The sequence below is a fragment of the Paracidovorax avenae ATCC 19860 genome, from assembly GCF_000176855.2.
In the GTDB taxonomy this organism is placed as follows: Bacteria; Pseudomonadota; Gammaproteobacteria; order Burkholderiales; family Burkholderiaceae_C; genus Paracidovorax; species Paracidovorax avenae.
Map to the genome: position 1 here is coordinate 3,460,139 of NC_015138.1, position 23,351 is coordinate 3,483,489.

The window sequence follows — 23,351 nt, forward strand, 5'->3', positions numbered from 1 at the left end:
ACGCCATGTCCACTCCCTACCTGCAAGCGGCCCACGCTGCCGCCTCCACGCCCTCCTCGTCCCCCGCGGCGCACGCCCCGCGCGGCCTGTTCGCCCATGTGCGGCAGGACGCGCCCGCGAGCCTCGTCGTCTTTCTCGTGGCACTGCCGCTGTGCCTGGGCATCGCGCTCGCCAGCGGGGTCCCGCTCATGGCCGGGCTGGTGTCCGGCATCGTTGGCGGCCTCGTCGTGGGCGCGCTCTCGGGCTCCCACCTGAGCGTCAGCGGTCCCGCCGCAGGGCTGGTGGTGATCGTCGTGGGCTCCATCGCCAGCCTGGGCAGCTACCCGGCCTTCCTCACTGCCGTGGTGCTGGCCGGGGTGCTGCAATGGGTGCTCGGCCGGCTGCATGCCGGCAAGATCGGTGCCTGCTTTCCCGCCGCCGTCATCAAGGGCATGCTCGCGGCCATCGGCCTGCTGCTGATCATCAAGCAGCTGCCCGTGGCCTTCGGCTTCCAGTCCACCGAGCACGCCATGCGGGTCGTGCCCTCGGCAGCGGACACCTTCGATGCCGCGCGCCATCTCTTCGGCTCCGTCAGCGTGGGCGCGACGGTGATCGCGGCCGGCGCCCTGGCGATCCTCTTCGCCTGGGACACCGCCTTCGTCAAGCGGCTCCCGGTGCTCGGGCGGCTGCCCGGGCCACTGGTCGCGGTGGTCTGGGGCGTGGGCTGCCATGCCGCCGCGCTCGCCGCGCGCCCCTCGGCCGCACTCACCGAAGCGCAGCGCGTGGCCCTGCCGGACGTCCACAGCCTCGCGGGGCTCTGGGCCCAGTTCTCCACGCCCGACTGGTCGGCGCTCGCGAATCCGCAGGTCTATACCGTCGCGCTGACCCTGGCCTTCGTCGCCAGCCTCGAGACATTGCTGAGCCTCGAAGCCACCGACCGGCTCGACCCCATGAAGCGCGTGGCCCCGCCCAACCGCGAACTGCGCGCCCAGGGCATCGGCAACATCGTCGCGGGCCTGCTCGGCGGCCTGCCGATCACCGCGGTGATCGTGCGCAGCTCCGCCAACGTGCAGGCCGGCGCGCGCACCCGGCTGTCGGCCATCCTGCACGGCCTGCTGCTGCTCGCGAGCCTGCTGTTCCTGGCCGAGTTCCTCGAATGGATTCCGCTCGCGGCGCTGGCCGCCGTGCTGCTGCACACCGGCTACAAGCTCGCCAAGCCCTCGCTGGTGGCGTCCGTGTGGCGCGAAGGCTGGGGCGTGTTCATCCCGTTCGCGGTCACCGTGGGCGCCATCCTCGCCACCGACCTGCTCATGGGCATCCTCATCGGCCTGGCGAGCAGCATGCTGTTCGTCATCGAGTCCAACACGCGCGGCGCACTGTCGATGGTGTCGGACGGCGACATGCACCTGCTGCGGCTCAACAAGGACGTCTCGTTCTTCAGCCGCGCCAGCCTGCGCGGCTACCTGTCGCGGGTCCATGAAGGGCAGACGCTGGTGATCGACGGCTGCGACTGCCGCTTCCTGGACCGGGACATCCGCGAGACGCTGCAGGACTTCCTCGCGCACGCCGAAGAGCGCGGAATCCACGTGGAATGCCGCTCCCTGCCGGCCGCCACACCGGACTCCGGGCTCGGGGGCGCCGTGGGCATCTCCGGGCTCGCGGCCCTGCTGCGCCCCCGCGCCGCAGCGGGCTGAGCCGCCGGGCGCACCGGCGCCCCCCACCCTGGTGGGGGCTGCCGGGCGGGGCGCGGGTTCGCTACACTCGCGCCTCGCCTTACAGCCCCCAGCGGCAGCCCCATGCTCGACAAACTCAACGACTTCACCGCCAGCCACGGCGAATTGCGTCCGGGCCGCGGCCACATCTCCGGCGTCATCGCACTCTCGCTCGGCATCCTGAGCTTCCTGGGCGTGCTCGCCTTCCACTTCCCCGAATACCTCACCACGCCGCAGCTGCGCAAGGCATACAACGTCGATGTGCTGCGCATGGTGCTGTTCGCGGCGCTGGTGGTGGCCGGGGGGCTCTCGCTCGTCAACATCGTGTTCAACCGCTCGCGCTGGCTGTCGTCCGCGGCCTTCCTGCTCGTGACCTCGGCCGCGCTGCTCGGCGGCCACAAGGTGCCCGTGCACGATTTCGCGGACAACACGCCCTATATCGGCCTCGACTGGTTCATCCTCGACCTGCTGGGCAGCGCCCTGATCTTCATCTTCATCGAGAAGCTCTTCGCCCTGCGGCGTGACCAGCCCATCTTCCGCCCCGAGTGGCAGTGTGATTTCCACCACTTCATCGTGAACCACATGGTGGTGGGCTTCGTGCTGCTGGCCACCAACCTGCTGGTGCACAAGCTGTTCGGCTGGGCCGCCAGCGACGGCATCCGCGGCTGGGTGCAGGGCCTGAACTTCTGGGTAGCGCTTTTCCTCATCATCCTGGTGGCCGACCTCGTGCAGTACTGGACGCACCGCGCCTACCACGAGGTGCCCACGCTCTGGCGCCTGCACGCCGTGCACCACAGCGTCAAGAGCATGGACTGGATGGCCGGCTCGCGCCAGCACATCCTGGAACTGCTCATCACGCGCACGCTGGTGCTGGCCCCCATCTACGTGCTGGGCTTCTCGAAGGAAGTGATCGATGCCTACATCGTCATCGTCGGGTTCCAGGCGGTGTTCAACCATGCCAACGTGAGCGTGCGCCTCGGCCCGCTGCGCTACGTGCTCGTCACGCCCAACTTCCACCACTGGCACCACAGCCAGGACCAGGAAGCGCTGGACCGCAACTATGCCGCGCACTTCGCCTTCCTCGACTACCTCTTCGGCACCGCGGTGCGAAGCGACCGGCTCTGGCCCGAGAAGTACGGCGTGCTGGGCGACTATGTGCCCAACGGCTTCATCAAGCAGCTGAAGTTCCCGTTCACCTGGAAAGGCTGATGCATCCCCCGCCACGGTTCGACGCCGTCATCATCGGTGCCGGCGCCGCCGGCCTGTTCTGCGCCGCGCAGGCCGGCCAGCGGGGGCTGAAGGTGCTGCTCATCGACCATGCCGAGAAGGTGGCCGAGAAGATCCGCATCTCCGGCGGCGGGCGCTGCAACTTCACCAACCGCGACCTGGACGTGCGTGCGCCCCACAGGCACTTCGTGGGACAGAATCCGCAGTTCGCGCGCTCTGCGCTGTCGCGCTACACCCCGTCGGACTTCATCGCGCTGGTCGAACGCCATGGCATCGCCTACCACGAGAAGCACAAGGGCCAGCTCTTTGCCGACCGGTCGGCCGAAGACCTGATCCGGATGCTGCTGGCCGAATGCGAGGCCGGCCAGGTCGAGCGCTGGCAGCCCTGCACCGTGAAGAAGGTGGGATTCCACCCGGCAGGCGCAGAGGGGGCTGGCGCTGCCACCTACCACGTCGATACCGGCCGCGGCCCGGTGCAGGCCCGCAGCCTGGTCGTTGCCACGGGCGGGCTCTCCATCCCCAAGATCGGCGCGACCGACTTCGGCTACCGCCTGGCGCAGCAGTTCGGCATCCCGCTGGTGGACCGCCGCCCGGGCCTCGTGCCGCTCACCTTCGACGGTGATGCCTGGGCACCGTACGCGCAGTTGGCCGGCCTGGCTCTGCCCGTCGAGATCGCCACCGGCTCGAAGAAGCAGCGCACGGCCTTCCTGGAAGACCTGCTGTTCACGCACCGCGGCCTCTCGGGGCCGGCGGTGCTGCAGATCTCCAGCTACTGGCAGCCCGGCACGCCGCTGGCCATCGACCTCGCGCCCGGCACCGACCTGCCCGGGGCACTCGCGCAGGGCAAGGCACGGTCGAAGAAGCTGATCGCCAACGAGCTCGCCACGCTGGTGCCCGGCCGCCTGGCCGATGCCTGGGCACAGCGGAGCCCCGACTGGCAGCGCCCGATCAACGAGGCCTCCGACAAGGCGCTGGCGCGGCTGGCGGACCAGCTGGCACGCTGGGAACTGACGCCCACCGGCACCGAAGGCTACAAGAAGGCCGAGGTAACGCTGGGCGGCATCGACACGCGCGCGCTGTCGCAGCAGACCATGGAGGCGACCGCGCAGCCCGGCCTGTACTTCATCGGCGAGGTGGTGGACATCACCGGCTGGCTGGGCGGCTACAACTTCCAGTGGGCGTGGGCGAGCGCGCATGCCTGTGCGCAGGCGTTGCCGGCGGCACAGGGCGGCACCGGACCATAGCCGCACGGGCGGGCGGGCCGCCCCCCTCATCGGCCCCTGTTCAGTCCCTGCTCAGCCCCTCTCCGCGGGTCCCACCACCTCGGCCCAGCGGGCCACGCCCAGCACGTCCCGCAGCGCCACCGCACCGCGCGGCGTGATGGCCAGCGCGCGGGAGCCGGTGCTGCGCGCCAGCCAGCCGCTGTCCAGGCAATGGACGCAGACCAGGGCGCCCATCCGGCCAGCCAGGTGGGGACGGCGCTCGCTCCAGTCCAGGCAGGGACGGCACACGGGCCGGCGCGAGCCCCCGTCCAGGGCGGCAGCCGCCTCCAGGCCCAGGCGCGCCAGCACGGCGGCGGCCCGGTCCGTGGCGCGGCCGCCCTCCTCGCCGTCGAACACGACGGCGCCCTCTTCCAGCAGGTGGTCGGCCACTGCCACGCCCAGGCGGCCTGCCAGATGGTCGTAGCAGGTGCGCGCCATGCGCAGCGCCGCATCGCGCGGCCCGGCGGCCACAGCAGGCGGCGGCATGGCCGCGGGGCGCACGGTGAACTGCATCAGTCCTTCGAGCAGCCGCGCCACCTCGGCGCCGGCCAGGGCGTGGTAGCGGTGGCGCCCCTGGCTGCGCACGGCCAGCAGGCCGGCATCCACGAGCAGCGCCAGATGCCGGCTGGCGGTGGCCGCGGAAATCCGCGCGGCGCCCGCAAGTTCGCGCGCGGTGAGCGCACGTCCGTCCATGAGGGCCAGCAGCATGGCCGCACGGGCGGGTTCGCCGATGAGCCCGGCCACGCGGGCGATCTGGTTGGTGTTCACGCTCCGCAGTGTGCCGCAGGCGGCCACCGGCACGCTTCGCTCCCGGGCGAAGCATCCCGTCCGGCGCGGCCCGTCCAATGGACCGGTGCGCAATGCATGCACCTTCCGCCGCATGCACCGCGCCGTTCCCTGCCACCCTCACCAGGAGCGCACACCGTGCCCGTCACCTGCTTCATCCGCTACGAGATCGATCCCTTCCAGATCGACGCCTTCCGAGACTACGCCGAGCACTGGGGCCGCATCATCCCGCGCTGCGGCGGCCACCTCGTGGGCTATTTCCTGCCCCACGAGGGCAGCAACTTCGAGGCCTGGGGCCTGGTCGCCTTCGACAGCCTTGCCGCCTACGAGGCCTACCGCGCCCGCCTGCGCACCGATCCCGAAGGCCGCGCCAATTTCGAGCGGGCGCAGCGCCAGCGCTTCATCCTGCGCGAGGAGCGCCGCTTCACCGTGGCGGTGCCTGGCACGTTCGACAAGCCGGCAGAGCCCGCGGACGCCGGCCGCGCAGCTCCTCCGGCCGAAGGAGCCGCACCATGATCGCGGTGATCTTCGAGGCACTGCCTTCTGCCGCGGGCCGCGAGGAATACCTCGCGCGCGCCGCGGCCCTGCACGCAGCGCTGCAGGACATGGACGGTTTCCTCGGGCTGGAACGCTTCGAGAGCCTGTCCACGCCCGGCAAACTGCTGTCGCTGTCCTTCTGGCGCGACGAGGCCGCGGTGGCGGGCTGGCGCGGCCATGCGGGCCACCGCGGCGCGCAGGCCGCGGGCCGCGGCGGCGTGTTCGCGGATTACCGGCTCCGCGTGGCCCGCGTGCTGCGGGACTACGGCATGCAGGACCGCGCCGAAGCGCCCGACGGCGCAGGCCCCTGCCCCCTCACCTGCCCCGACATGCAGGCGCACGGCCTCGCCGGCACCGCTTCCTGCTGCCCCTGAGCATCATCCTTCCACGGCCGCCACCGGCCGATGGGAGCGCGGCGGCTGCGTCGCCGCCTCCGCCACCCACCGCTGCAGCGCCTCGGGCGGCAGCGCCCGGCTGAACAGGTAGCCCTGCACCTCGTCGCAGTCCAGCGACTCCAGCATGCGCAGGGTGGCCGCATCCTCCACGCCTTCGGCGACCACCTGCAGCCCGAGCGTGCGGCCCAGCCCGATGATGGCGCGCGTGATCGCCATGTCGGCCGGGCTCGCCAGCATGTCGCGGATGAAGGACTTGTCCACCTTCAGCTTGTCGATGGCGAAGCGCTTGAGGTAGGCCAGGCTCGAATAGCCCGTCCCGAAATCGTCGATGGACAGCTGCACGCCCAGCTGCTTGAGCGCCGCGAGCTGCCCCTGCGCCACGCCCGCGTTGTCCATCAGCTGCGACTCGGTGATCTCCAGCTCCAGGCAGCGCGCAGGCATGCCGTGGCGCGCCAGCAGCGCGGCGATGTCCGGCACCAGCAGCGGGTCGGCCAGTTGCGCGGCCGACAGGTTCACCGACACCGGCAGGCCCGCCAGCCCGCCGCCCGCTTCCGACGCCCGCCAGGCCGCCCACTGCGCGCAGGCCTGGTCCAGCACCCAGGCGCCGATCGCGCGGATGAGGCCGGCCTCTTCCGCAATGGGGATGAACTCGCCCGGCAGCACTTCCCCGAGCGAAGGATGCCGCCAGCGCAGCAGCGCCTCCAGCCCCGTGGGCATACCGGTGCGGGCGGACATGCGCGGCTGGTAGTGCAGCGCGAACTCCCGGCGCTCCAGCGCGCGCCGCAGCGACTGCTCCATGGCCTGCCGGGCCTGCACGCGGCGGTCCGTCTCCAGCGAATACAGGCGCGCCATGTCCCGCCCGGCGGTCTTGGCCTCGTACATGGCCGCGTCGGCCCGGCGCATCAGCTCGTCCAGGTCCGCGCCGTCCTCGGGATAGACCGCGATGCCCACGCTGCACGACACGCTCAGTTCATGCGCCTCCACCGGATGGCTCTGCCGGATGAGCGGGATGAGGCGCTCCTCCACCACGCGCAGCACCTGCTGCGCGCCTTCCACCTGGCGCATGACGATCACGAACTCGTCGCCCCCCAGGCGGCTGACCGTATCGCCTTCCCGCACGGACTGCACCAGCCGCGCCGCCACCGAGCGCAGCAGGCCGTCGCCGATGTGGTGGCCCAGCGTGTCGTTGATCGCCTTGAACCGGTCCAGGTCGATGAACAGCACGGCCAGTTGCTCGCCGGTCCGGGCGGCCTGCTCCAGCCCCGCCTGCAGGCGCTGCACGCACAGCGAGCGATTGGGCAGCTCGGTGAGCACGTCGTGGTGGGCCAGGAAGCGGATGCGTTCCTCGTTGCGCTTGCGGTCGGTGATGTCGATCGCGATGCCGATGTGGTTGGTGACCGCACCGCCCTTGCCACCTTCGCGCACGGCCGACACCATGAGCCAGGCCGGGTAGCTTTCGCCCGAGCGCCGGCGGAAGCGCACCTCGCCCTGCCAGGACTCCTTGTCCGCCAGCGCGCGCGCGATGGTCTCGCCCGGTGCGGATTCGCCCGGCGCATCGAGCAGCATGCCCAGTTGCTCGCCGATCACCTCGTAGAAATCGTAGTGCGTGCTGCGGCAGAACGCCTGGTTCACGCTCACGATGCGCTGCGCGGCGTTCATGATGATGATGCCCTCGGACGAGGCCTCGAACACCTTCGCCCACAGCTCCAGCCGCTGCTCCATCACCTTGAGCACATTGATCGGCGCGAACGCGGTGAGCATCGCGTCACGGCCCTGGAAGCGCAGCCGCCGCGCGGACAGCACGGCCCACGCGGGTTCCTTGCCGCCCTTCCAGCGCACCTCGAACTCGTCCACCACGCCATGGTCCGCCAGGCGCTGGAAGAACCGCGCCCGCACGCCCGGCTCCAGCCCCGCGCGCCAGGGATCGTGGGTGACGCCGTCCAGCCAGTGGCCGGCAGGTGCATTGGAATGCAGCACCTCGTGCTCGGGCACCGAGGTCACCACCATCGGGATCGGGAGCGCTTCCACCAGTTCGCGCTGGGCTTCCGCAGCGCGCGCGCTGGCGGCCAGTTCCTGCTGCAGCAGGCGCTCTCGGTCCAGCTGCGCGAGCATGTCGTTGAACGCGGTCACCAGCCGGCCGATCTCGTCGCCGCTGTTCCAGTGCGCGCGCAGCGTGTGGTCGCCGGTGCGCCGCACCTCCCCCGCCACCCGCGCAAGCTGCTGCAGCGGCTTGGCGATCTGCCGCGCCACCAGGGTGACCATGCTCAGGATGCAGCCCAGCAGCAGCACGGCCGTGCCCAGGTGCAGCCACATGCGCGCGAACAGGTCATGTACCCGCGCGTGCAGCAGATCGCCCATGGCCTCCGTGCCGGCCACCCAGGCGCTGCCCAGGGAGGCCAGCAGCGCCTGCTGGCGGCCGTGCAGCTCCTGCGCCGCGGTATCGGGTCCGACTTCGCCCTGGGCCACGCGCTGCAGCAGCGCCTGCAGGGCCTGCCCCGACGCCTGCAGGCCCTGGCGCGTCGCGCCCAGCCGCGCGCGCAGTGCCGGCTTGCCGGCGATGAAAGCCTGGTCGAAATCCGAATCGATACCCACCAGCACGGCATCGAGCCGGCCCACCAGCGTCAGCAGTTCCGCAGCGCGGTGCGGCCCCGGGACGGCCTGCTGCGGGCGCGGCGCGGGCCGTACCGAGAGAAATCCCAGCGTGTCGTGCACCACCTGCAGCAGCTCGGGGTAACGCAGCATGGTGAGCGACATCACGTAGTAGCTGTCCAGGTCCGGGTCCAGGATCAGGTTCGACTGGTTGGCCACGGTGGTCAGGAGCTCGCGCCCCTGCCGCAGCAGTGTGCCCCGCTCCTGCGGGCGCACGGGCGCGGAGCCATCATCCGCCGCGGCCTGCAGCGATTGCGCGAAGCGCTCGGCCATGTCGCCGGTGCGCAGGGTGGCATCGTGCTCGGCGCGCACATCCCGCAAGCGGTCCCGCAGCAGGACGCGCGCCACCGGATCGCCGGGCAGGAAGGAGCCCATCAGGCCGTCGCGCACCACCGCCGCGTACTCCGTGCCGACGATCTCCTTGCGCGCGAAATCGATGGCGAGGAATTTCTCGTGGATCAGGATTCCTGAAACGTAGATGACTGCCGTGAGGTCCAGCAGGTAGATGAGCATGAGCTTGCGGCCCACGCTGAGACGGCCCAGCCAGCGGCCCAGCCGGCCCGTGATGCGGTGCATGATCGACATGAGTTGCAGCGGGGAAAGAAGAGCAGCGTCCCGCCCGCCTGTCCCCGTAAAAACCTGGTGCATCCAGGCTGTTACACCTATTAGCAATTTCCGCACCATCTTGGGTCAAGGCCGGGTTGCCGGAGGCATCCCGAGGCAGCCGCCATCGGAACGGTACAGGTGCATGACACGCCCCGGCCAGAAAACGCTATAATCCTCGGCTTTGCTGGCAAAACCCCGTCGGCCAATACTAGTTAGAGACGGGGAAACCGCTGTGAATGGCTGCAGGGCCCGATCTTCCCCGCAACCCGCTGGCAGCACCTATTGGAAACATCACTGAATGACCACCATCCGTGTAAAAGAGAACGAACCCTTCGACGTGGCACTGCGCCGCTTCAAGCGCACCATCGAAAAGCTGGGCCTGCTGACCGACCTGCGCGCCCGTGAGTTCTACGAAAAGCCGACGGCCGAGCGCAAGCGCAAGAAGGCTGCCGCCGTGAAGCGCCACTACAAGCGCGTTCGCAGCATGCAGCTGCCGAAGAAGCTGTACTGATCGCCGCACAGGCCGCCATATCGGTTGATCCATACGGCCGGCCTCGCCGCCGAGAAACCCGCGCTAGGGACGCCAAGCGCGGGTTTTGTCATTTTGCGGGTCTGCAAAAAGCCTTCCTGGCGTCGTTGCAACGCCTTGCCGTAGCAACACTACTGTCTGCGGCGTTGCGCCTAGCCAGGAAGGCTTTGTGCAAACCCTTCCTCTCTGCCTGATCCAATCAATACAAGGAAATCTGCCATGGGACTCAAGGAACAGATCACCGAAGACATGAAGACCGCCATGCGCGCCAAGGACTCCGAGCGCCTGGGCACCATCCGCCTGCTGCAGGCCGCGATGAAGCAGAAGGAAGTGGACGAGCGCGTGACGCTGGACGATGCCGCCATCGTCGCGATCGTGGACAAGCTGATCAAGCAGCGCAAGGATTCGATCACGGCCTTCGAGGGCGCGGGCCGGCAGGACCTGGCCGACAAGGAGAAGTCGGAGATGGCCGTGCTGCAGGCCTACCTGCCCGAGCGCATGTCGGCTGACGAAGTGACCGCCGCGGTGAAGGCCATCGTGGCCGAACTGGGTGCCGCGGGCCCCGGCGACATGGGCAAGGTCATGGGCGTGGTGAAGACCCGGCTGGCCGGCAAGGCCGACATGGGCCAGGTGTCGGCCGCCGTGAAGGCGGCGCTGGCCGGCTGACGGCTCGCTGCCTTTCCGGGCGCAGCCATGCGCCGCATCCGTCGCTGCCAGCACTCCCCGGGGAGTGCTGGCAGTTTTTCATGGTGCGGCCGTTGCCGTCGTCCTGGCAGCTGCGGCCGCCGCAGCTGCCGCCGCTGCGGGATGCGGATGGGCGGCCATCAGGGCTTCGTCGCGGGCGGCAGCGCGCAGCGCGGCGGGGCGCTGCTGGTGCGGACGCACATAGTCCTCGAACGCGGCCCTGCGCTCCAGCATCCCGAAGCGCATGTAGAAGCCCATGACCGATGCCAGATACAGGTCGGCCACGGTGAAGCCGTCGCCCACCAGGTACGCCTTGCCGCCTACCGCCTGCTCCAGGGTGTTCAGCAGGTCGGCCTCGTTGCCGTAGCCCGCCTCGGAGGTGGGTGCCAGGGCGCCGTACTTGCGCGCGGTGAGGAACGACTCCAGCGGTCCGGCCGCGAAAAACAGCCAGCGGTAGCACAGGCCGCGCTGGGGCGACCCGGGCTGCGGCAGCAGCCCCTTCCCGGGCACCAGGTCCGCCAGGTGCGTGCAAATGGCGGCATTCTCCGTGACCGTCACTCCGCCGTGCCGCAGCGCGGGCACCTTGCCCATGGGGTTGATGGCCAGGTACTCCGGCGACTTCATGGTGCTGCCGTAGTCCAGGATGACCTCCTCGTACGGCAGGCCGGTTTCCTCCAGCATCCAGCGGCTGACCCGGCCGCGGGACATGGGATGGGTGTAGAAGGTCAGGGATTCAGTGCTCATCGGAAGCTCCAGGGTGGAAAGAGCCCGCAGTGTGCGCGCCGCCGCTGTCAGATCCTGTCAGCAGTCAGGCCAGGTCCCGCGCATCGCTGCCGGCCGGCAGGCGCTCCCTGCGCCACCGCCGCAGGAGGTCGTGGCGCTGGGCCGGGTAGCGCACGCCGGTATCCTCCAGCGCCAGCACCCGGTCGGCCCGGAAATGGCGGAAATCCTGGCGCAGCTCGCACCATCCCGCCAGCAAGCGCATCCGGTCGAGGAATGCCATGGCGAAGGGCCACACCACCCGCTCGGTCACGGTGCCGTCCGCATCCGTGTAGCGCATGCGCACGGCATGGCCCGCCCGGATCGCGTGGCGCAAGGTCCCCAGCCACGGCTCGGGCGGCGGGCCCGCCCACTGGGGCGCGAACAATCCACTGGTCTCCACTTCGAGACGCAGCAGGGCCGGCAGGGTGCTGGCAATCCGTTCCATGCCTTGCGCCGCCGCGCGGGCCAGCACCGGATCGGCATGCGCGGCCACCCAGCGCGCGCCCAGCAGCAGCGCCTCCAGCTCCTCGGGTGGAAACATCATCGGCGGCAACAGGAAGCCTGGGCGCAGCTGGTAGCCGACGCCCGCATCGCCCGCCACGTCGGCGCCCTGCGCCCGGAGCACGGCGATGTCGCGGTACAGCGTGCGCAGGCTCACGCCCAGGCGCTCGGCCAGCCGGGCGCCGGAGACGGGGCTGCGGCAGCGGCGCAGTTCATCGAGCAGCTGCAGCAGCCGGGCGGAACGGACGGGACGATTCATGCCGCTTCGCTCCCCCATGTTTCCTGCGAGAAATGGGCCTGCAGGAACTCCACGCACACGCGCACCTTGGCCGAACGCTCCAGCCGCGTGGGGTACACCGCCCAGACATTGGCCTCCTGCTGCCATTCGGGCAGCACACGCACCAGGCGGCCTGCGGCCAAGTCGGGCCCGACATCCCACAGGGACCGCAGCACGATGCCGCGCCCGTCCACGGCCCATTGCACGGCCATTTCGCCATGGTTGGCCGACAGCGGCCCGCGCACCTTCACCGTGCGGTCCGCCGCGCCGCTGCGCAGCCGCCAGACGCCGAAGGGATGGTCGCGCTCCTTGATCACCAGGCAATCGTGGCTGGCCAGGTCGTCCACCGCCCGGGGCATGCCCTTGCGTGCCAGGTAGGCCGGCGCCGCGCACAGCACGCGATGGTTGCCCGCCAGCCGGCGGGCGATCAGGTGCGGGGCGATCTCGTCGCCCACGCGGATGTCCAGGTCGAACCCCTCCCCCGCCACGTCCACCAGCCTGTCGAACACCTCGAGCCGCACCTGCAGGCCCGGATGGCGCTCCACCAGCCGCGACACCGCGGGCGCCACGATGCGCCGCCCGAAGCCGAAACTGCAGCTCAGCCGGAGCAGTCCGCGGGGCTCGCGCCGCGTCACGGCCACCTCCTGCAGCAACTGGTCCCAATCGTCCAGGATGCGCTGCGCCCAGTGGAAGACGCGCTCGCCCTCCTCCGTCACCGCCACGCGGCGCGTCGTGCGGTGCAGCAGCTTCACCGCCAGTTCTTCCTCGAGCAGGCGGATGCGCTTGCTGACATAGGCCGGCGAAGCGCCCAGTTCTGTGGCCGCCTCGGCGAAGCTGGCCTTGCGGACCACTGCGGTGAAGACACGCAGGTCATCGGTCGCGGGCGTTTTATGCACGATATGTGAACAATGGGACCACGGGTGGCGGATTGTATTGCGACGCGGTTTGCCGAAGAATCGGCGGCATGCTGGCGGACCGGCTTCTTCGCTGCCCCGCCTCCCGTTCCATTTTCACAGCCGATTCCAGGAGACCCCGCACATGTCCAGCCCTACCCACACGTTCAAGATCGCCGTCCTGCCCGGCGACGGCATCGGCAAGGAAGTCATGCCCGAAGGCCTGCGCGCCACCCAGGCGGCCGCCGACCGTTTCGGCATCGCGCTGGAACTGCACACCTTCGACTGGGCGAGCTGCGACTACTACCTCGCCCACGGAAAGATGATGCCCGACGACTGGAAGGCGCAGTTGCAGGGCATGGACGCGATCTTCTTCGGCGCCGTCGGCTGGCCCGCCACCGTGCCCGACCATGTCTCGCTCTGGGGATCGCTGCTGAAGTTCCGCCGCGAGTTCGACCAGTACATCAACCTGCGCCCCGTGCGCCTGTTCGAGGGCGTGCCCTGCCCGCTGGCCGGCCGCAAGCCCGGCGACATCGACTACTACGTGGTGCGCGAGAACACCGAGGGCGAGTACACCTCGCTGGGCGGCATCATGTACGAGGGCACGGACCGCGAGATCGTGATCCAGGAGTCGGTGTATTCGCGCAAGGGCGCCGAACGGCTGCTGAAGTTCGCCTTCGACCTCGCCCAGAGCCGCCCGAAGAAACACGTGACGCTCGCCACCAAGAGCAACGGCATCGCCATCAGCATGCCCTGGTGGGACCAGCGTGCAGACGACGTGGCCAAGGGCTACCCCGGCATCACGCTGGACAAGCAGCACATCGACATCCTGACGGCGCGCTTCGTGCTGCAGCCCGGGCGCTTCGACGTGGTGGCCGCGACGAACCTGTTCGGCGACATCCTGTCGGACCTGGGCCCGGCGACCACCGGCACGATCGGCCTGGCGCCGTCGGCCAACCTGAACCCCGAGCGCACGTTCCCGAGCCTGTTCGAGCCGGTGCACGGCTCGGCACCGGACATCTACGGCAGGAACATCGCCAACCCGATCGCGATGGTGTGGTCGGGTGCGCTGATGCTGGACTTCCTGACGCAGGGCCAGGGCGCAGGGCGGCAGGCGCACGATGCGATCGTCGCGGCGATCGAAGAGGTGATCAGGAGCGGCCCGAAGACGCCGGACCTGGGCGGCACGGCCAATACCACGCAGGTGGGCGAGGCCATCGCGGCGGCCATCGCCCGGGGCTGACCGGCGGGACTGCACGGCGGCCCCTCGACCCCACGTGCGCAGGATGGGCAGCAGCCCGATAAACTGGCTGCTTCCCCACAGCGTTTTCCTGCCGGCATGCGATCGAACGCCCTGTTGCGCCCCCTGGTCCTCCTGAGTGCGGCGGCTCTGGCCGCCTGCGGCAGTGCGCCGCCCGCCAGCCCTGCCACCTCTTCCGCCGTACCGGCCCAGGCCACTGCCGCTCCGTCGCCAGCCCCCATCAAGGTGGGCATCGCGCTGGGCGGCGGCGCGGCCAAGGGCTTCGCGCACATCGGCGTCATCAAGATGCTGGAGGCCAACGGTTTGGCGCCCGCCGTGGTGGCCGGCACCAGCGCAGGCAGCGTGGTGGGCGCGCTGTACGCGAGCGGCATGAACGCCTTCGAGTTGCAGGAAAAGGCCGTGGCGCTCGACGAAGCGAAGATCCGCGACCTGCAGCTGTCCTCCGGCGGGCTCGTGCTCGGCCAGAAGCTCGAGGACTATGTGAACGCGCAGGTCCGCAACCGGCCCATCGAGCAACTGCCCAAGCCTTTCGCCGCCGTGGCCACGCGCCTGGAAGACGGCGAGCGCACGGTGTTCACGCGCGGCAATACCGGCCAGGCGGTGCGCGCCTCCAGCAGCATCCCTGGCGTGTTCCAGCCCGTGGCGATCGGCAAATACCACTTCGTGGACGGCGGCGTGGTCAGTCCGGTGCCGGTGGACGCGGCGCGCCAGCTGGGGGCCGACATCGTGGTCGCCGTGGACATCTCCAACAAGGCCCGCGGCCAGGCGCCTGCCGGCATGCTCGGCACCCTGGGCCAGTCGATCGCGATCATGGGCCAGAAGCTCGGCCAGGCCGAACTCGCGCGGGCCGACGTGGTCGTCCGCCCGCAGGTGCTGGACATCGGCGCGGCCGACTTCACGCAGCGCGCCAGCGCCATCCTGGAGGGCGAGAAAGCCGCCCTCGCCGCCATGCCGCAGATCCGCGAGCGGGTGGCGCAACTGCAGACAGCGCGCGCCGAGGCCACGCGGCTCGCACAGCAGAAGGCGATCGAGGCGCAGCACCAGGCCTGCCTGGAGCAGCGCTCGCGCCTGCAGAAGCTCGCGGGACTGGCGGGGCTGGACGGTTCCTGCCCAGCCGCGGCCCCCTGACCCTGCTGCTTCCTTTCGGCCATCCGCTGCGGCCCGCGGCGCGGCAGGCACGCCGCCATTTGCGCCCGCATCCTACGGCGGACACGGCACGGCACCCGTATGGTGCCGCCATGTCCCTCGGCAGCGATATCCCCGCCCGTCTCGATCGGCTTCCCTGGTCCGCCTGGCACTGGCGCGTGGTGATCGCGCTGGGCATCGCCTGGGTGCTCGACGGGCTGGAAGTGACCATCGTCGGTTCATTGGGCAGCGCGCTGGAGCGCCCGGACACGCTCGGGCTGACGGCGTCGCAGGTGGGGTGGACGGCCTCTCTGTATGTGGGCGGCGCGGTGCTCGGCGCCCTCGTGTTCGGCCGCATGGCGGACGCGCTGGGACGCAAGCGCCTCTTCATGCTGACCCTGACGGTGTACATGGTGGCGACCGTGGCCACGGCCTTCACCAGCAGTTTCGCCGCCTTCGCGCTGTGCCGCTTCCTGACGGGCATCGGCATCGGCGGCGAATACGCGGCGATCAATTCCGCCATCGACGAACTCATTCCCGCACGGGTGCGCGGCCGCGTGAACCTGGCCATCAACGGCAGCTTCTGGCTGGGCGCGGCCCTGGGGGCCGCCCTGAGCCTCGTGCTGCTGGATGCCCGCGTGCTGGGCCCGGAACACGGATGGCGGGCAGCGTTCCTCATGGGTGCGCTGCTGGGCGCCGCCGTGCTGCTGGTACGCCGGCACGTGCCGGAAAGCCCGCGCTGGCTGATCACCCACGGCCGCGCCGACGAGGCCGAACGCATCGTGGCGGACATCGAACGCAGCGTGCATGGCACCGCGCATCCGCGCCCAGCCGGGCCCGCGGCCACGGCCGGCCCTGCCATGCTCCACGAAGCCGTCGCCGCCAAGGCAGCCACGGCTGGCCCGGCAGTTCCTCCCGGCCGCCGCACGCTGCCCTCCGCGTCGCAGGTGGTCCAGGTACTGCTGCGCCGCTACCCGGAGCGCAGCGCCGTGGTGCTGGCACTGATGGTGTCGCAGGCGTTCTTCTACAACGCGATCTTCTTCACCTACGCGCTCGTGCTGACGCGCTTCTACGGCGTGGACGCCAGCCGCGTGGGCCTCTACATCTTCCCCTTCGCCGCCGGAAACGTGCTGGGCCCGCTGCTGCTGGGCCCCCTGTTCGACCGCATCGGGCGGCGCGTCATGATCACGGCCACCTATGCGCTCGCGGGCATCGCGCTCGCGATCACGGGCCTGGGCTTCATGAACGGCTGGCTGGATGCCACCACGCAGACCGTGGCCTGGTCGGTGGTGTTCTTCCTGGCGTCGGCCGCCGCGAGCTCCGCCTACCTCACCGTGAGCGAGGTGTTCCCGCTGGAGATGCGCGCGCTGGCGATTTCCCTCTTCTACGCCGTGGGCACGGGCGTGGGCGGTTTCGCGGCACCGGCCCTGTTCGGCGCGCTCATCGATACGGGCAGCCGGGAGAACGTCTTCATCGGCTACCTGCTGGGCGCGGCGCTGGTGCTGCTGGCGGCAGGCGTGACGTGGCGCTGGGCGGTGGATGCCGAGCGGAAATCGCTGGAAGAGATCGCGCCGCCGCTGCACTCCGGTCACCAGCCATAGAAGCGGGGCCAGGCCCTGGCCCGCCCGTCGGGGCCGATCGCGTGGTATTCGGGATGCTGCGCGCCGGTGGCGCAGGCGTGGTTGGGCAGGATGCGCAACCGCGTGCCGAGGGGAAAGCGCTCGGCGATGCGGCCATCGGGCTCGCCGGCCCTCGAGAGGATGCCGTGCTCCTGGTTGGCGCCGCTCAGGGTGTAGCCCTCCAGCACCGTTCCATCCTCGCGGCACGCCTGGCCGAAGCCGAAATCCTGCTTCTGCTTCTGCGTGCCACGGTCGCGGCTCATCGCCATCCAGCCGGCATCGACGATCGCCCAGCCCTTTTCCTCCTGATGGCCGATCACGGTCGTGAGCACGCTCAGCGCGATGTCGTCCAGCCCGCACACGCCCACGTTGCGCATCACCAGGTCGAAAAACACGTACACGCCGGCACGCACTTCGGTCACGCCCTCCAGGTCCTCCGCCGCCAGGGCAGTCGGCGTCGAACCGATGCTCACCACGGGGCAGGCAAAGCCGGCCTCGCGCAGCCGCTGCGCCGCACGCACGGCACCGGCCCGCTCCTGCTCGGAGATGGCCCGCAGCGCCTGGGGATCGTCATGGTCATAGCTGGAGCCCGCATGCGCCAGCACGCCCCCCACCACCATGCCGGCGTCCCGCAGCACGTTCGCGACCTGCAGCAACGCGTCTTCCTCCGGCTTGATGCCTGAGCGGTGGCCATCGGTGTCGATCTCGATCCACACCTCGAAGACGGCGCCATGGGCCGCACCGAAGCGGCCGATCTCGCGGGCGGCAGCGACGCTGTCCGTGATGATCTTCAGCTGGCAGCCGCGCTGGCGCAGCGCGAGCGCCTGCCCCAGCTTGCCGGGGACCATGCCCACCGCATAGAGGATGTCCTGGATGCCGGCCTCGAAGAACTGCTCGGCCTCCTTGAGCGTCGATACCGTGATGCCCTGCGCGCCCGCCGCGATCTGCGCCTGCACGACCGGCAGGCACTTGGTCGTCTTGGCGTGGGGGCGGAAGCGCACCCCCATCGCCTGCATGCGGTCCTGCATGCGGCGGATGTTGCGCTCCATGCGCTGCGTGTCGATAAGTGCGCTGGGCGTGCCCAGTTCGTGGATGGTGGTCATCGGCTGGCTCCGTGGAAGATGGGTACCGCGCCAATGTAGATTCGTGGACTACATTTGTGTTTAACACCAGGCAACTCCAGCATTGAACTGCAGTGAATGATCGAACTCGATGACCTGCGCATGGTCCGGGCGCTGGGCAGTTGCGGCTCCCTCGCGGGCGCAGCGCGCCTTCTGGACCTGACCCCGCCCGCGCTGACCGTGCGCCTGAAGCGCCTGGAAGCCTCCCTGGGCATTCACCTGGCCGTGCGCGGCGCGCGAGGCATCACCCTCACCGATGAGGGCCGGCGGCTGCTGGAAGAGGCGAAGGATGTATTGGAGCGCGTCGAATCGCTGCCCGGGCGGATCGGCAGCGAGGCCCATGCGATGGCCGGGCGGCTGCGCGTCGCCGCCCCCTTCGGCTTCGGGAGGCAGTACATGGCGCGGATCGTGCGCGCCATGCACCTTGCCCATCCTGCCCTGGCCATCGCGCTGCAGCTCTCCGAACATCCGTTGCGCGACGCGGCCGCGCACGACGTCGTGATCCATATCGGGATGCCGAAGGATTCGTCATGGATCGGCCACCTGCTGGCCCCCAACGATCGCCTGCTGTGCGCCAGCCCCGCCTTCGTCCGGCGGCTCGAGGCGCCGCTTGTCCACCCGTCGCAGCTGGCGGAGCAGCCCTGCCTGTGCCTGGCGGAAAACGACGAGGACGTCACCCGCTGGCGGTTCCTGCCGTCATCGGCGGGGCAGGAAGGATCGGCCCCGCGGAAGGGCGTTTCCGTGCGCGTGGCGGGGCGGCTCTCGTCCAACGACGGCACTGTGGTCACCCAGTGGGCCCTGGACGGCCTCGGCATCGTGGCGCGCTCGGAATGGGAGGCCGGCCCTCTCATCGCCGAGGGTCGCCTGGTGCGCCTGCTCCCCGGCTGGCACATGGAGGCAGCGCCCGTCATGGCGCTCACGCCGGTGCGCAACGGGGTGCCGGCCCGGCTGCGCGTATTCATCGAGGCCTGCAGGGCGGCGCTGGATCCGGTGCCGTGGCGCGCGGGCTCCGGATAACCCAGAACGCGCGCTGCATCGTGGCGTTCTGCTCTACTGGTGGGATTTACCTTGTGCGCCAACCGACCCGCCAGTCCGGTGTGCGCGCTTTTCGGCACGGACCATCACCAGACCCAGGAGCAGATGGATCAGCCCCAGTATCCCGAATCCATACACCCCGGCGTGCCAGAGCCCGGAGTGCACCATCCGGTATCGGGAATCATTGAAAAGAATCTGGTTCAATTCAAAATCAACCGTCTTCCGCTCGCTTTCAACCAGCCCCTTGCCATCCATCACTTTCTTGATATACGCCACCGCAGATGGCGTGCTCACCTTGATGACAGGGATGTGTATGAGGCAAAAAATGCACAAGGCCAGAGAAGCGAGTCCGGAAGCGATAAATAAATACTTCGCATACTTTCCAACAAGCTCGGCAAATACTTTCATCACAGGTCAGTCCACTTCAAAGCCAGCCAGCCCGGCCGGCACCCCGCGTGCATCCACATGCCATCGCACCTGCCCAGAGTACGCGCTTTCCCTGCATGAAATCATCAATACCCGGTCTGCCATATTAGATGCACGGCGTGTCTCCAGAACCAATCCACGCCGGAGAGCATCAGGAATGCAGTGACCTCTGCGACGACCACGTATGCGAGGCAGGCGATCAGCCTGGCAACGCCATGCCAGCGAGGCAGGTTGGCAATGACGTAAACGCCGGGAATGAAAACGAACAGGAACAGGAGCATCATCAGCCCCATCGCGCCACCGGGTTGTGAACCCAGCAGCAGGCCCATGGCCAGAGGTACCCATACCGGGACCGCGAGGCTCATGCCGGCAAACCAGCGACCACGCAGGGTCTCCGGGTTTAAACCCCAACCACCCTTCGCCGGTTCGATGAGATCGGACGCGGTTCGCCAGGTACCCGGCCTGAAAATCGAGCCGCAGTAAGGGCAACTGTCATCCGCCAGATGGATGTATGCACGGCAATTGAAGCAGGCGGCCATGAAGAAAAATCTTTGAAAAATGCGGAATACCTTCGCGAATCCTTGATGGGAGTCCCAGCTGCAATGCGCCCATGAAGAAACGATTGCGCGCAGGAACCATGCGATGAGCGAACGACACGGGCGACGGGGGCAATGGCGCCAACCGCCGTGTTGGGTGCTTCTAATTTTGCCTCTCCCTCAGGCATTCCACCAGCGCCTCCGTCACCGCCGTCCCCTCCTGCCCCCGCATCCGGATGATCCCCACCGGCGGCAGCTCCACCGGCACGGGCAGCCTGAGCACCGCCACCAGTCCCTGCTGCGCGAAATGCCTCGCCACGGTGCCCGCCATGAAGGCGACGGCGCCGCGCTGGTGGACGAAGGTGATCTGCGACAGGAACGAGGCCGATTCGACGATGTCGGCGGGCGGGTGCAGGCCGTGGGCGAAGAACTGCTGCTCCAGCTTCACGCGCAGCGAGGCCCAGGGCGGGGGCAGCACGCAGGGCTGGGCGGCGATGTCGGACCAGCGGGGCTGGCGCCTGCGGGCCAGCGGGTGGCCGGGGCGCACGACGGCGACCATGGGATCGTCGTAGAGCGCTTCGGTTTCCAGGTCGGGCGAGGCGTAGCCGGGCTCCAGGCGGCCGACGAACAGGTCCAGTTCCCCCAGGCGCAGCTTGGGCAGCAGGCGGGTCAGGTCGCCTTCCTCGATGAGGACGGTCACCTGGGGGGAGCGGGCCTTGAGCCGCTCCACGGCCTGCGCGAGCAGCACCGGGGTGGCGGCCACCATGGCGCCCACGCTGGTGCGGCCGCGGGCGCCGCTGGCCTCGGCGGCGATCTCGTCGCGCGTGCGCTCGTAGCCGGCGAGCACGGAGCGCGCGAAGCGCACCACGCTGGCGCCCGCGGCGGTGGGCTCGGTGCCGCGGGTGGAGCGCTCGAACAGGGGCAGGCCGAACATGCGCTCGATCTCGGCCAGCGTCTTGGAGACGGCGGGTTGCGTGACGGACAGGAATTCGGCCGCACGCCCGACATGCCGGAACTGGTCGAGCGCGACCAGCATCTGCAGGTGCCGCAGCTTGAGGTTGGAGCGCAGTACGCGATCGATCCTGGGCATTTCCGGTCATTCCTTGGAGGTTATGAAGGCAGTCCGTATTTTCATTGGATTGGCATGTCCTGCTTCTGAACAATGGCGCTGTCCTCACCGACCGATAAAAAACAGCAACCATCTTGAATGACTAGCTCAAAGACGCTCAGCAAAGTCATCGCGCCAGGGCGACCTGGTGCGAGCGATCGCGTTCAGGATGACCAGCAGCTTGTGCATGCATGCCACGAGGGCGAACTTCTTGGCTTTGCCCGCGGCCAGCAGCTTGGCGTAGAACGCCTTGAGGACGGGGTTGAAGCGCGTGCCGACCAAGGCTGCGACGTAGAGCACGCGCCGCACGTCGGCGCGGCCACCGAAGATGTGGCGCTGGCCCCTGAGCGTGCCCGAGTCGCGGTTCATGGGCGCCAGACCGACCAGGGCCGTGATCTGCTTGCGATTGAGCTGGCCGAGTTCGGGAAGTTGCGCCAGCAACGTGCAGGCGGTCGTCGGCCCCACGCCCTTGACCGAGGTCAGCAGTTTGGCCAGGTCGGCGTGGTGAGTCTGGACATGCGCCTTGAGCTCGTCATCGACATCGTGCAATTGCGCCGCGATGGCATCCATGATCGCCAGGATGCTGGGCTTGGCCTTGCGGTGGGCCACGCCCAGGCGCTGGCGCTCGGACACCAGCATGGTCAGCAGTTGCCTGCGGCGCACCACCAGGGCCGTGAGCTCGCGGCGCTCGTCGTCGGCCAGGGCACGAGGCTGGTGGCCTTGCGCATCGAGCATCGAGGCAAAGCTGCGCAGAGCTTGCGCGTCGATGCGGTCGGTCTTGGCCAGCTTGCCCACGCAGCGCGCGAAGTCGCGTGCCTGGCGAGGGTTGACCACCGACACGTGCAAGCCCGCGCCCGCCAAGGCCAGCGCGAGGTCTTGCTCATAGCCGCCGGTGGCCTCCATCAGGATGAGCCTGGGCGCCAGCGGTGCGAGCCATTGGCACAGCTGGGCATGGCCGGCTTCGTCGTTGGCCAGATTGAGCGTCTGCAGTTCGCCCGTGACAGCCACTTCGAAGCTGTTCTTGGCGATATCGATGCCCACGTAGACGAGTTCACTCATAGCGGTTCTCCAACTCCCAGCCTTACGAATACGAAATGTGTTCGGTCAACCATTCGGGATGCGGCAGAACAAAGGGACCACCACCGTGCGCCCTGGGCTGTCATTCGAGCTCGCGCTCGCAGGAGACACAGGCTGCGCGGCGGTGAGTCAACCCGTTCAGTGGCCAAGGCCGGCCGGCCTGCCTTGACGACTGAAGTTTGAACCAACTGAGACATATAAGGAGACATATCCATGCAGACCCCACGCTGCGGCCGGCGCCAGCTCATGCTGGGCGCCTTCGGCACCGCCACGCTCGCCCTCGCCTCCGCGCCCGCGCGCCTGCTCGCGCAGGGCACCTACCCCGACCGCCCGATCACCTTCATCTGCCCCTGGCCGGCCGGTGGCACGGCGGACCAGTCGATGCGCACGCTGTGCACGGTCGCGGGACGCATCCTGGGCCAGGCGATCGCCGTGGAGAACCGGGCCGGCGCCTCCGGCATGATCGGATCCAAGGCGCTGGCCGCCGCGAAGCCGGACGGCTACACCATCGGGCAGATCCCGATCTCGGTCACGCGCTTCTCGCAGCTGGGCACGCTGCAGGCCGATCCGCGCAAGGACTTCACCTACATCGCCCGCACCTCGGGCCAGACCTTCGGCATCGCGGTGCCGGCCAACTCGCCGTTCAGGACGCTCAAGGATTTCGTGGATTACGCGAAGGCCCATCCGGGCAAGGTGACATATGCGCATGCGGGGGTGGGCGGCGCGACGCACGTGGGCATGGAGGAATTCGCCAGCGTGGCGGGCATCCAGCTGAACCACGTGCCCTACAAGGGCGGCGCCGAAGCACTGCAGGGCGTGCTGGGTGGCCATGTGGATGCGCTGGCCGACTCCAGCTCCTGGGCGCCGCACGTGGAGTCCGGCAAGCTGCGCCTGCTGGCCACCTGGGGCGAACAGCGCACGGCGCGCTTCAAGGACGTGCCCACGCTGCGCGAGCTCGGGTGGGACGTGGTGGTGGATGCACCCAACGGCATCGGCGCGCCCCGGGGGCTGGACCCGGCCGTCACCGCGAAGCTGCGCGATGCGTTCCGCCAGGCCGTGGCCAGCCCCGAGTTCAAGGCGGTGGCCGACAAGCTCGACGCCCCCGTGCTCTACCTGGACGGACCGGACTACGAGAAGTACGTCAACACCGTCTATGCCAAGGAAACGGTGCTCATCGACAAGCTGAAATTGCGAGAGCTGATGAAGGGGTGACTCCCGCCGCCTGGCATGACCCCCACCATCCC

22 protein-coding genes are annotated in these 23,351 nt (G+C 69.3%); 12 read left to right on the top strand and 10 right to left on the bottom strand.

Translation table 11 applies throughout. The annotated features are described in order from the left end of the window. Positions 1 to 5: 5 nt before the first annotated feature. The 3 genes from ACAV_RS15155 (at position 6) to ACAV_RS15165 (ending at position 4,162) form a co-directional block, all read left to right on the top strand. Positions 6 to 1,673 (top strand): SulP family inorganic anion transporter, encoded by a 1,668-nt coding sequence (locus ACAV_RS15155; RefSeq protein WP_013595450.1) that lies wholly within the window; start codon positions 6 to 8, stop codon positions 1,671 to 1,673. A gap of 102 nt (positions 1,674 to 1,775) precedes the next feature. After that, positions 1,776 to 2,900 (top strand): sterol desaturase family protein, encoded by a 1,125-nt coding sequence (locus ACAV_RS15160; RefSeq protein WP_013595451.1) that lies wholly within the window; start codon positions 1,776 to 1,778, stop codon positions 2,898 to 2,900. Further along, entirely contained in the window at positions 2,900 to 4,162 is a 1,263-nt protein-coding gene (locus tag ACAV_RS15165) for a BaiN/RdsA family NAD(P)/FAD-dependent oxidoreductase (RefSeq protein WP_013595452.1), read from the top strand. Before ACAV_RS15160 ends, ACAV_RS15165 begins: the two co-directional genes overlap by 1 nt. A gap of 51 nt (positions 4,163 to 4,213) precedes the next feature. On the opposite strand, the gene ACAV_RS15170 is transcribed toward ACAV_RS15165, so the two are convergent. Next, entirely contained in the window at positions 4,214 to 4,981 is a 768-nt protein-coding gene (locus tag ACAV_RS15170) for an ArsR/SmtB family transcription factor (protein WP_013595453.1), read from the bottom strand. A 123-nt stretch (positions 4,982 to 5,104) separates the two neighbouring features. Here ACAV_RS15170 and ACAV_RS15175 point away from each other — a divergent pair, with 123 nt between their 5' ends. Together ACAV_RS15175 and ACAV_RS15180 are read left to right on the top strand one after the other, a co-directional pair. Continuing rightward, positions 5,105 to 5,482: an NIPSNAP family protein gene (locus ACAV_RS15175; RefSeq protein ID WP_013595454.1), complete on the top strand. Its 378-nt coding sequence runs from the start codon at positions 5,105 to 5,107 to the stop codon at positions 5,480 to 5,482. Further along, a complete protein-coding gene (locus tag ACAV_RS15180; protein ID WP_013595455.1) occupies positions 5,479 to 5,877 on the top strand; it encodes an antibiotic biosynthesis monooxygenase family protein in 399 nt (132 codons plus the stop codon). Before ACAV_RS15175 ends, ACAV_RS15180 begins: the two co-directional genes overlap by 4 nt. Positions 5,878 to 5,880: 3 nt before the next feature. Here the strand turns inward: ACAV_RS15180 and ACAV_RS15185 are convergent, their stop codons facing one another. Beyond that, positions 5,881 to 9,132, bottom strand: coding sequence for an EAL domain-containing protein (locus ACAV_RS15185; RefSeq protein ID WP_013595456.1), 3,252 nt, complete (start codon positions 9,130 to 9,132; stop codon positions 5,881 to 5,883). A gap of 319 nt (positions 9,133 to 9,451) precedes the next feature. Between ACAV_RS15185 and rpsU the strand changes: the two genes are divergently transcribed. Next, positions 9,452 to 9,664: a 30S ribosomal protein S21 gene (rpsU, locus tag ACAV_RS15190; RefSeq protein ID WP_007833691.1), complete on the top strand. Its 213-nt coding sequence runs from the start codon at positions 9,452 to 9,454 to the stop codon at positions 9,662 to 9,664. A gap of 237 nt (positions 9,665 to 9,901) precedes the next feature. Then, a complete protein-coding gene (locus tag ACAV_RS15195) occupies positions 9,902 to 10,348 on the top strand; it encodes a GatB/YqeY domain-containing protein (protein ID WP_013595457.1) in 447 nt (148 codons plus the stop codon). A 78-nt stretch (positions 10,349 to 10,426) separates the two neighbouring features. Here the strand turns inward: ACAV_RS15195 and ACAV_RS15200 are convergent, their stop codons facing one another. From ACAV_RS15200 to ACAV_RS15210, 3 genes are all read right to left on the bottom strand, one after another. Next, positions 10,427 to 11,110 carry a glutathione S-transferase family protein gene (locus tag ACAV_RS15200; RefSeq protein ID WP_013595458.1) on the bottom strand — a complete coding sequence of 228 codons (684 nt, stop codon included), beginning with the start codon at positions 11,108 to 11,110 and terminating at the stop codon, positions 10,427 to 10,429. Between the two features lie 64 nt (positions 11,111 to 11,174). Then, entirely contained in the window at positions 11,175 to 11,888 is a 714-nt protein-coding gene (locus ACAV_RS15205) for a helix-turn-helix transcriptional regulator (protein ID WP_013595459.1), read from the bottom strand. Next, complete coding sequence (locus tag ACAV_RS15210) at positions 11,885 to 12,802, bottom strand: LysR substrate-binding domain-containing protein (RefSeq protein ID WP_013595460.1); 918 nt, start codon at positions 12,800 to 12,802, stop codon at positions 11,885 to 11,887. Before ACAV_RS15210 ends, ACAV_RS15205 begins: the two co-directional genes overlap by 4 nt. A gap of 142 nt (positions 12,803 to 12,944) precedes the next feature. On the opposite strand from ACAV_RS15210, the gene ACAV_RS15215 reads away from it, so the two are divergent. The 3 genes from ACAV_RS15215 (at position 12,945) to ACAV_RS15225 (ending at position 16,786) form a co-directional block, all read left to right on the top strand. Beyond that, a complete protein-coding gene (locus ACAV_RS15215; RefSeq protein WP_013595461.1) occupies positions 12,945 to 14,042 on the top strand; it encodes a tartrate dehydrogenase in 1,098 nt (365 codons plus the stop codon). A gap of 96 nt (positions 14,043 to 14,138) precedes the next feature. Beyond that, positions 14,139 to 15,188, top strand: a complete 1,050-nt coding sequence (locus ACAV_RS15220) for a patatin-like phospholipase family protein (protein WP_013595462.1) — start codon at positions 14,139 to 14,141, stop codon at positions 15,186 to 15,188. A gap of 110 nt (positions 15,189 to 15,298) precedes the next feature. Then, positions 15,299 to 16,786, top strand: a complete 1,488-nt coding sequence (locus ACAV_RS15225) for an MFS transporter (RefSeq protein ID WP_013595463.1) — start codon at positions 15,299 to 15,301, stop codon at positions 16,784 to 16,786. Here the strand turns inward: ACAV_RS15225 and ACAV_RS15230 are convergent. Next, complete coding sequence (locus ACAV_RS15230) at positions 16,774 to 17,907, bottom strand: DSD1 family PLP-dependent enzyme (protein WP_013595464.1); 1,134 nt, start codon at positions 17,905 to 17,907, stop codon at positions 16,774 to 16,776. The two genes, ACAV_RS15225 and ACAV_RS15230, sit on opposite strands and share 13 nt — an antisense overlap. 96 nt (positions 17,908 to 18,003) lie before the next feature. Between ACAV_RS15230 and ACAV_RS15235 the strand changes: the two genes are divergently transcribed. Further along, positions 18,004 to 18,942, top strand: a complete 939-nt coding sequence (locus tag ACAV_RS15235) for a LysR family transcriptional regulator (RefSeq protein ID WP_013595465.1) — start codon at positions 18,004 to 18,006, stop codon at positions 18,940 to 18,942. Positions 18,943 to 18,975: 33 nt separating this feature from the next. Here ACAV_RS15235 and ACAV_RS15240 read toward each other — a convergent pair whose 3' ends face one another. The 4 genes from ACAV_RS15240 to ACAV_RS15255 form a co-directional block, all read right to left on the bottom strand. Then, the gene (locus ACAV_RS15240) at positions 18,976 to 19,368 is read right to left on the bottom strand and encodes a hypothetical protein (protein ID WP_013595466.1); all 393 of its coding nucleotides are present in this window, start codon (positions 19,366 to 19,368) and stop codon (positions 18,976 to 18,978) included. Positions 19,369 to 19,472: 104 nt separating this feature from the next. Next, entirely contained in the window at positions 19,473 to 19,925 is a 453-nt protein-coding gene (locus ACAV_RS25120; protein WP_225981429.1) for a hypothetical protein, read from the bottom strand. A gap of 160 nt (positions 19,926 to 20,085) precedes the next feature. Continuing rightward, positions 20,086 to 21,012, bottom strand: coding sequence for a LysR substrate-binding domain-containing protein (locus ACAV_RS15250; protein ID WP_013595468.1), 927 nt, complete (start codon positions 21,010 to 21,012; stop codon positions 20,086 to 20,088). Positions 21,013 to 21,138: 126 nt separating this feature from the next. Then, positions 21,139 to 22,089 carry an IS110 family transposase gene (locus tag ACAV_RS15255; protein ID WP_013595469.1) on the bottom strand — a complete coding sequence of 317 codons (951 nt, stop codon included), beginning with the start codon at positions 22,087 to 22,089 and terminating at the stop codon, positions 21,139 to 21,141. A 231-nt stretch (positions 22,090 to 22,320) separates the two neighbouring features. Here ACAV_RS15255 and ACAV_RS15260 point away from each other — a divergent pair, with 231 nt between their 5' ends. Further along, on the top strand, positions 22,321 to 23,319 hold the full coding sequence (locus tag ACAV_RS15260; protein WP_013595470.1) for a Bug family tripartite tricarboxylate transporter substrate binding protein: 999 nt from the start codon (positions 22,321 to 22,323) through the stop codon (positions 23,317 to 23,319). Positions 23,320 to 23,351 lie beyond the last annotated feature (32 nt).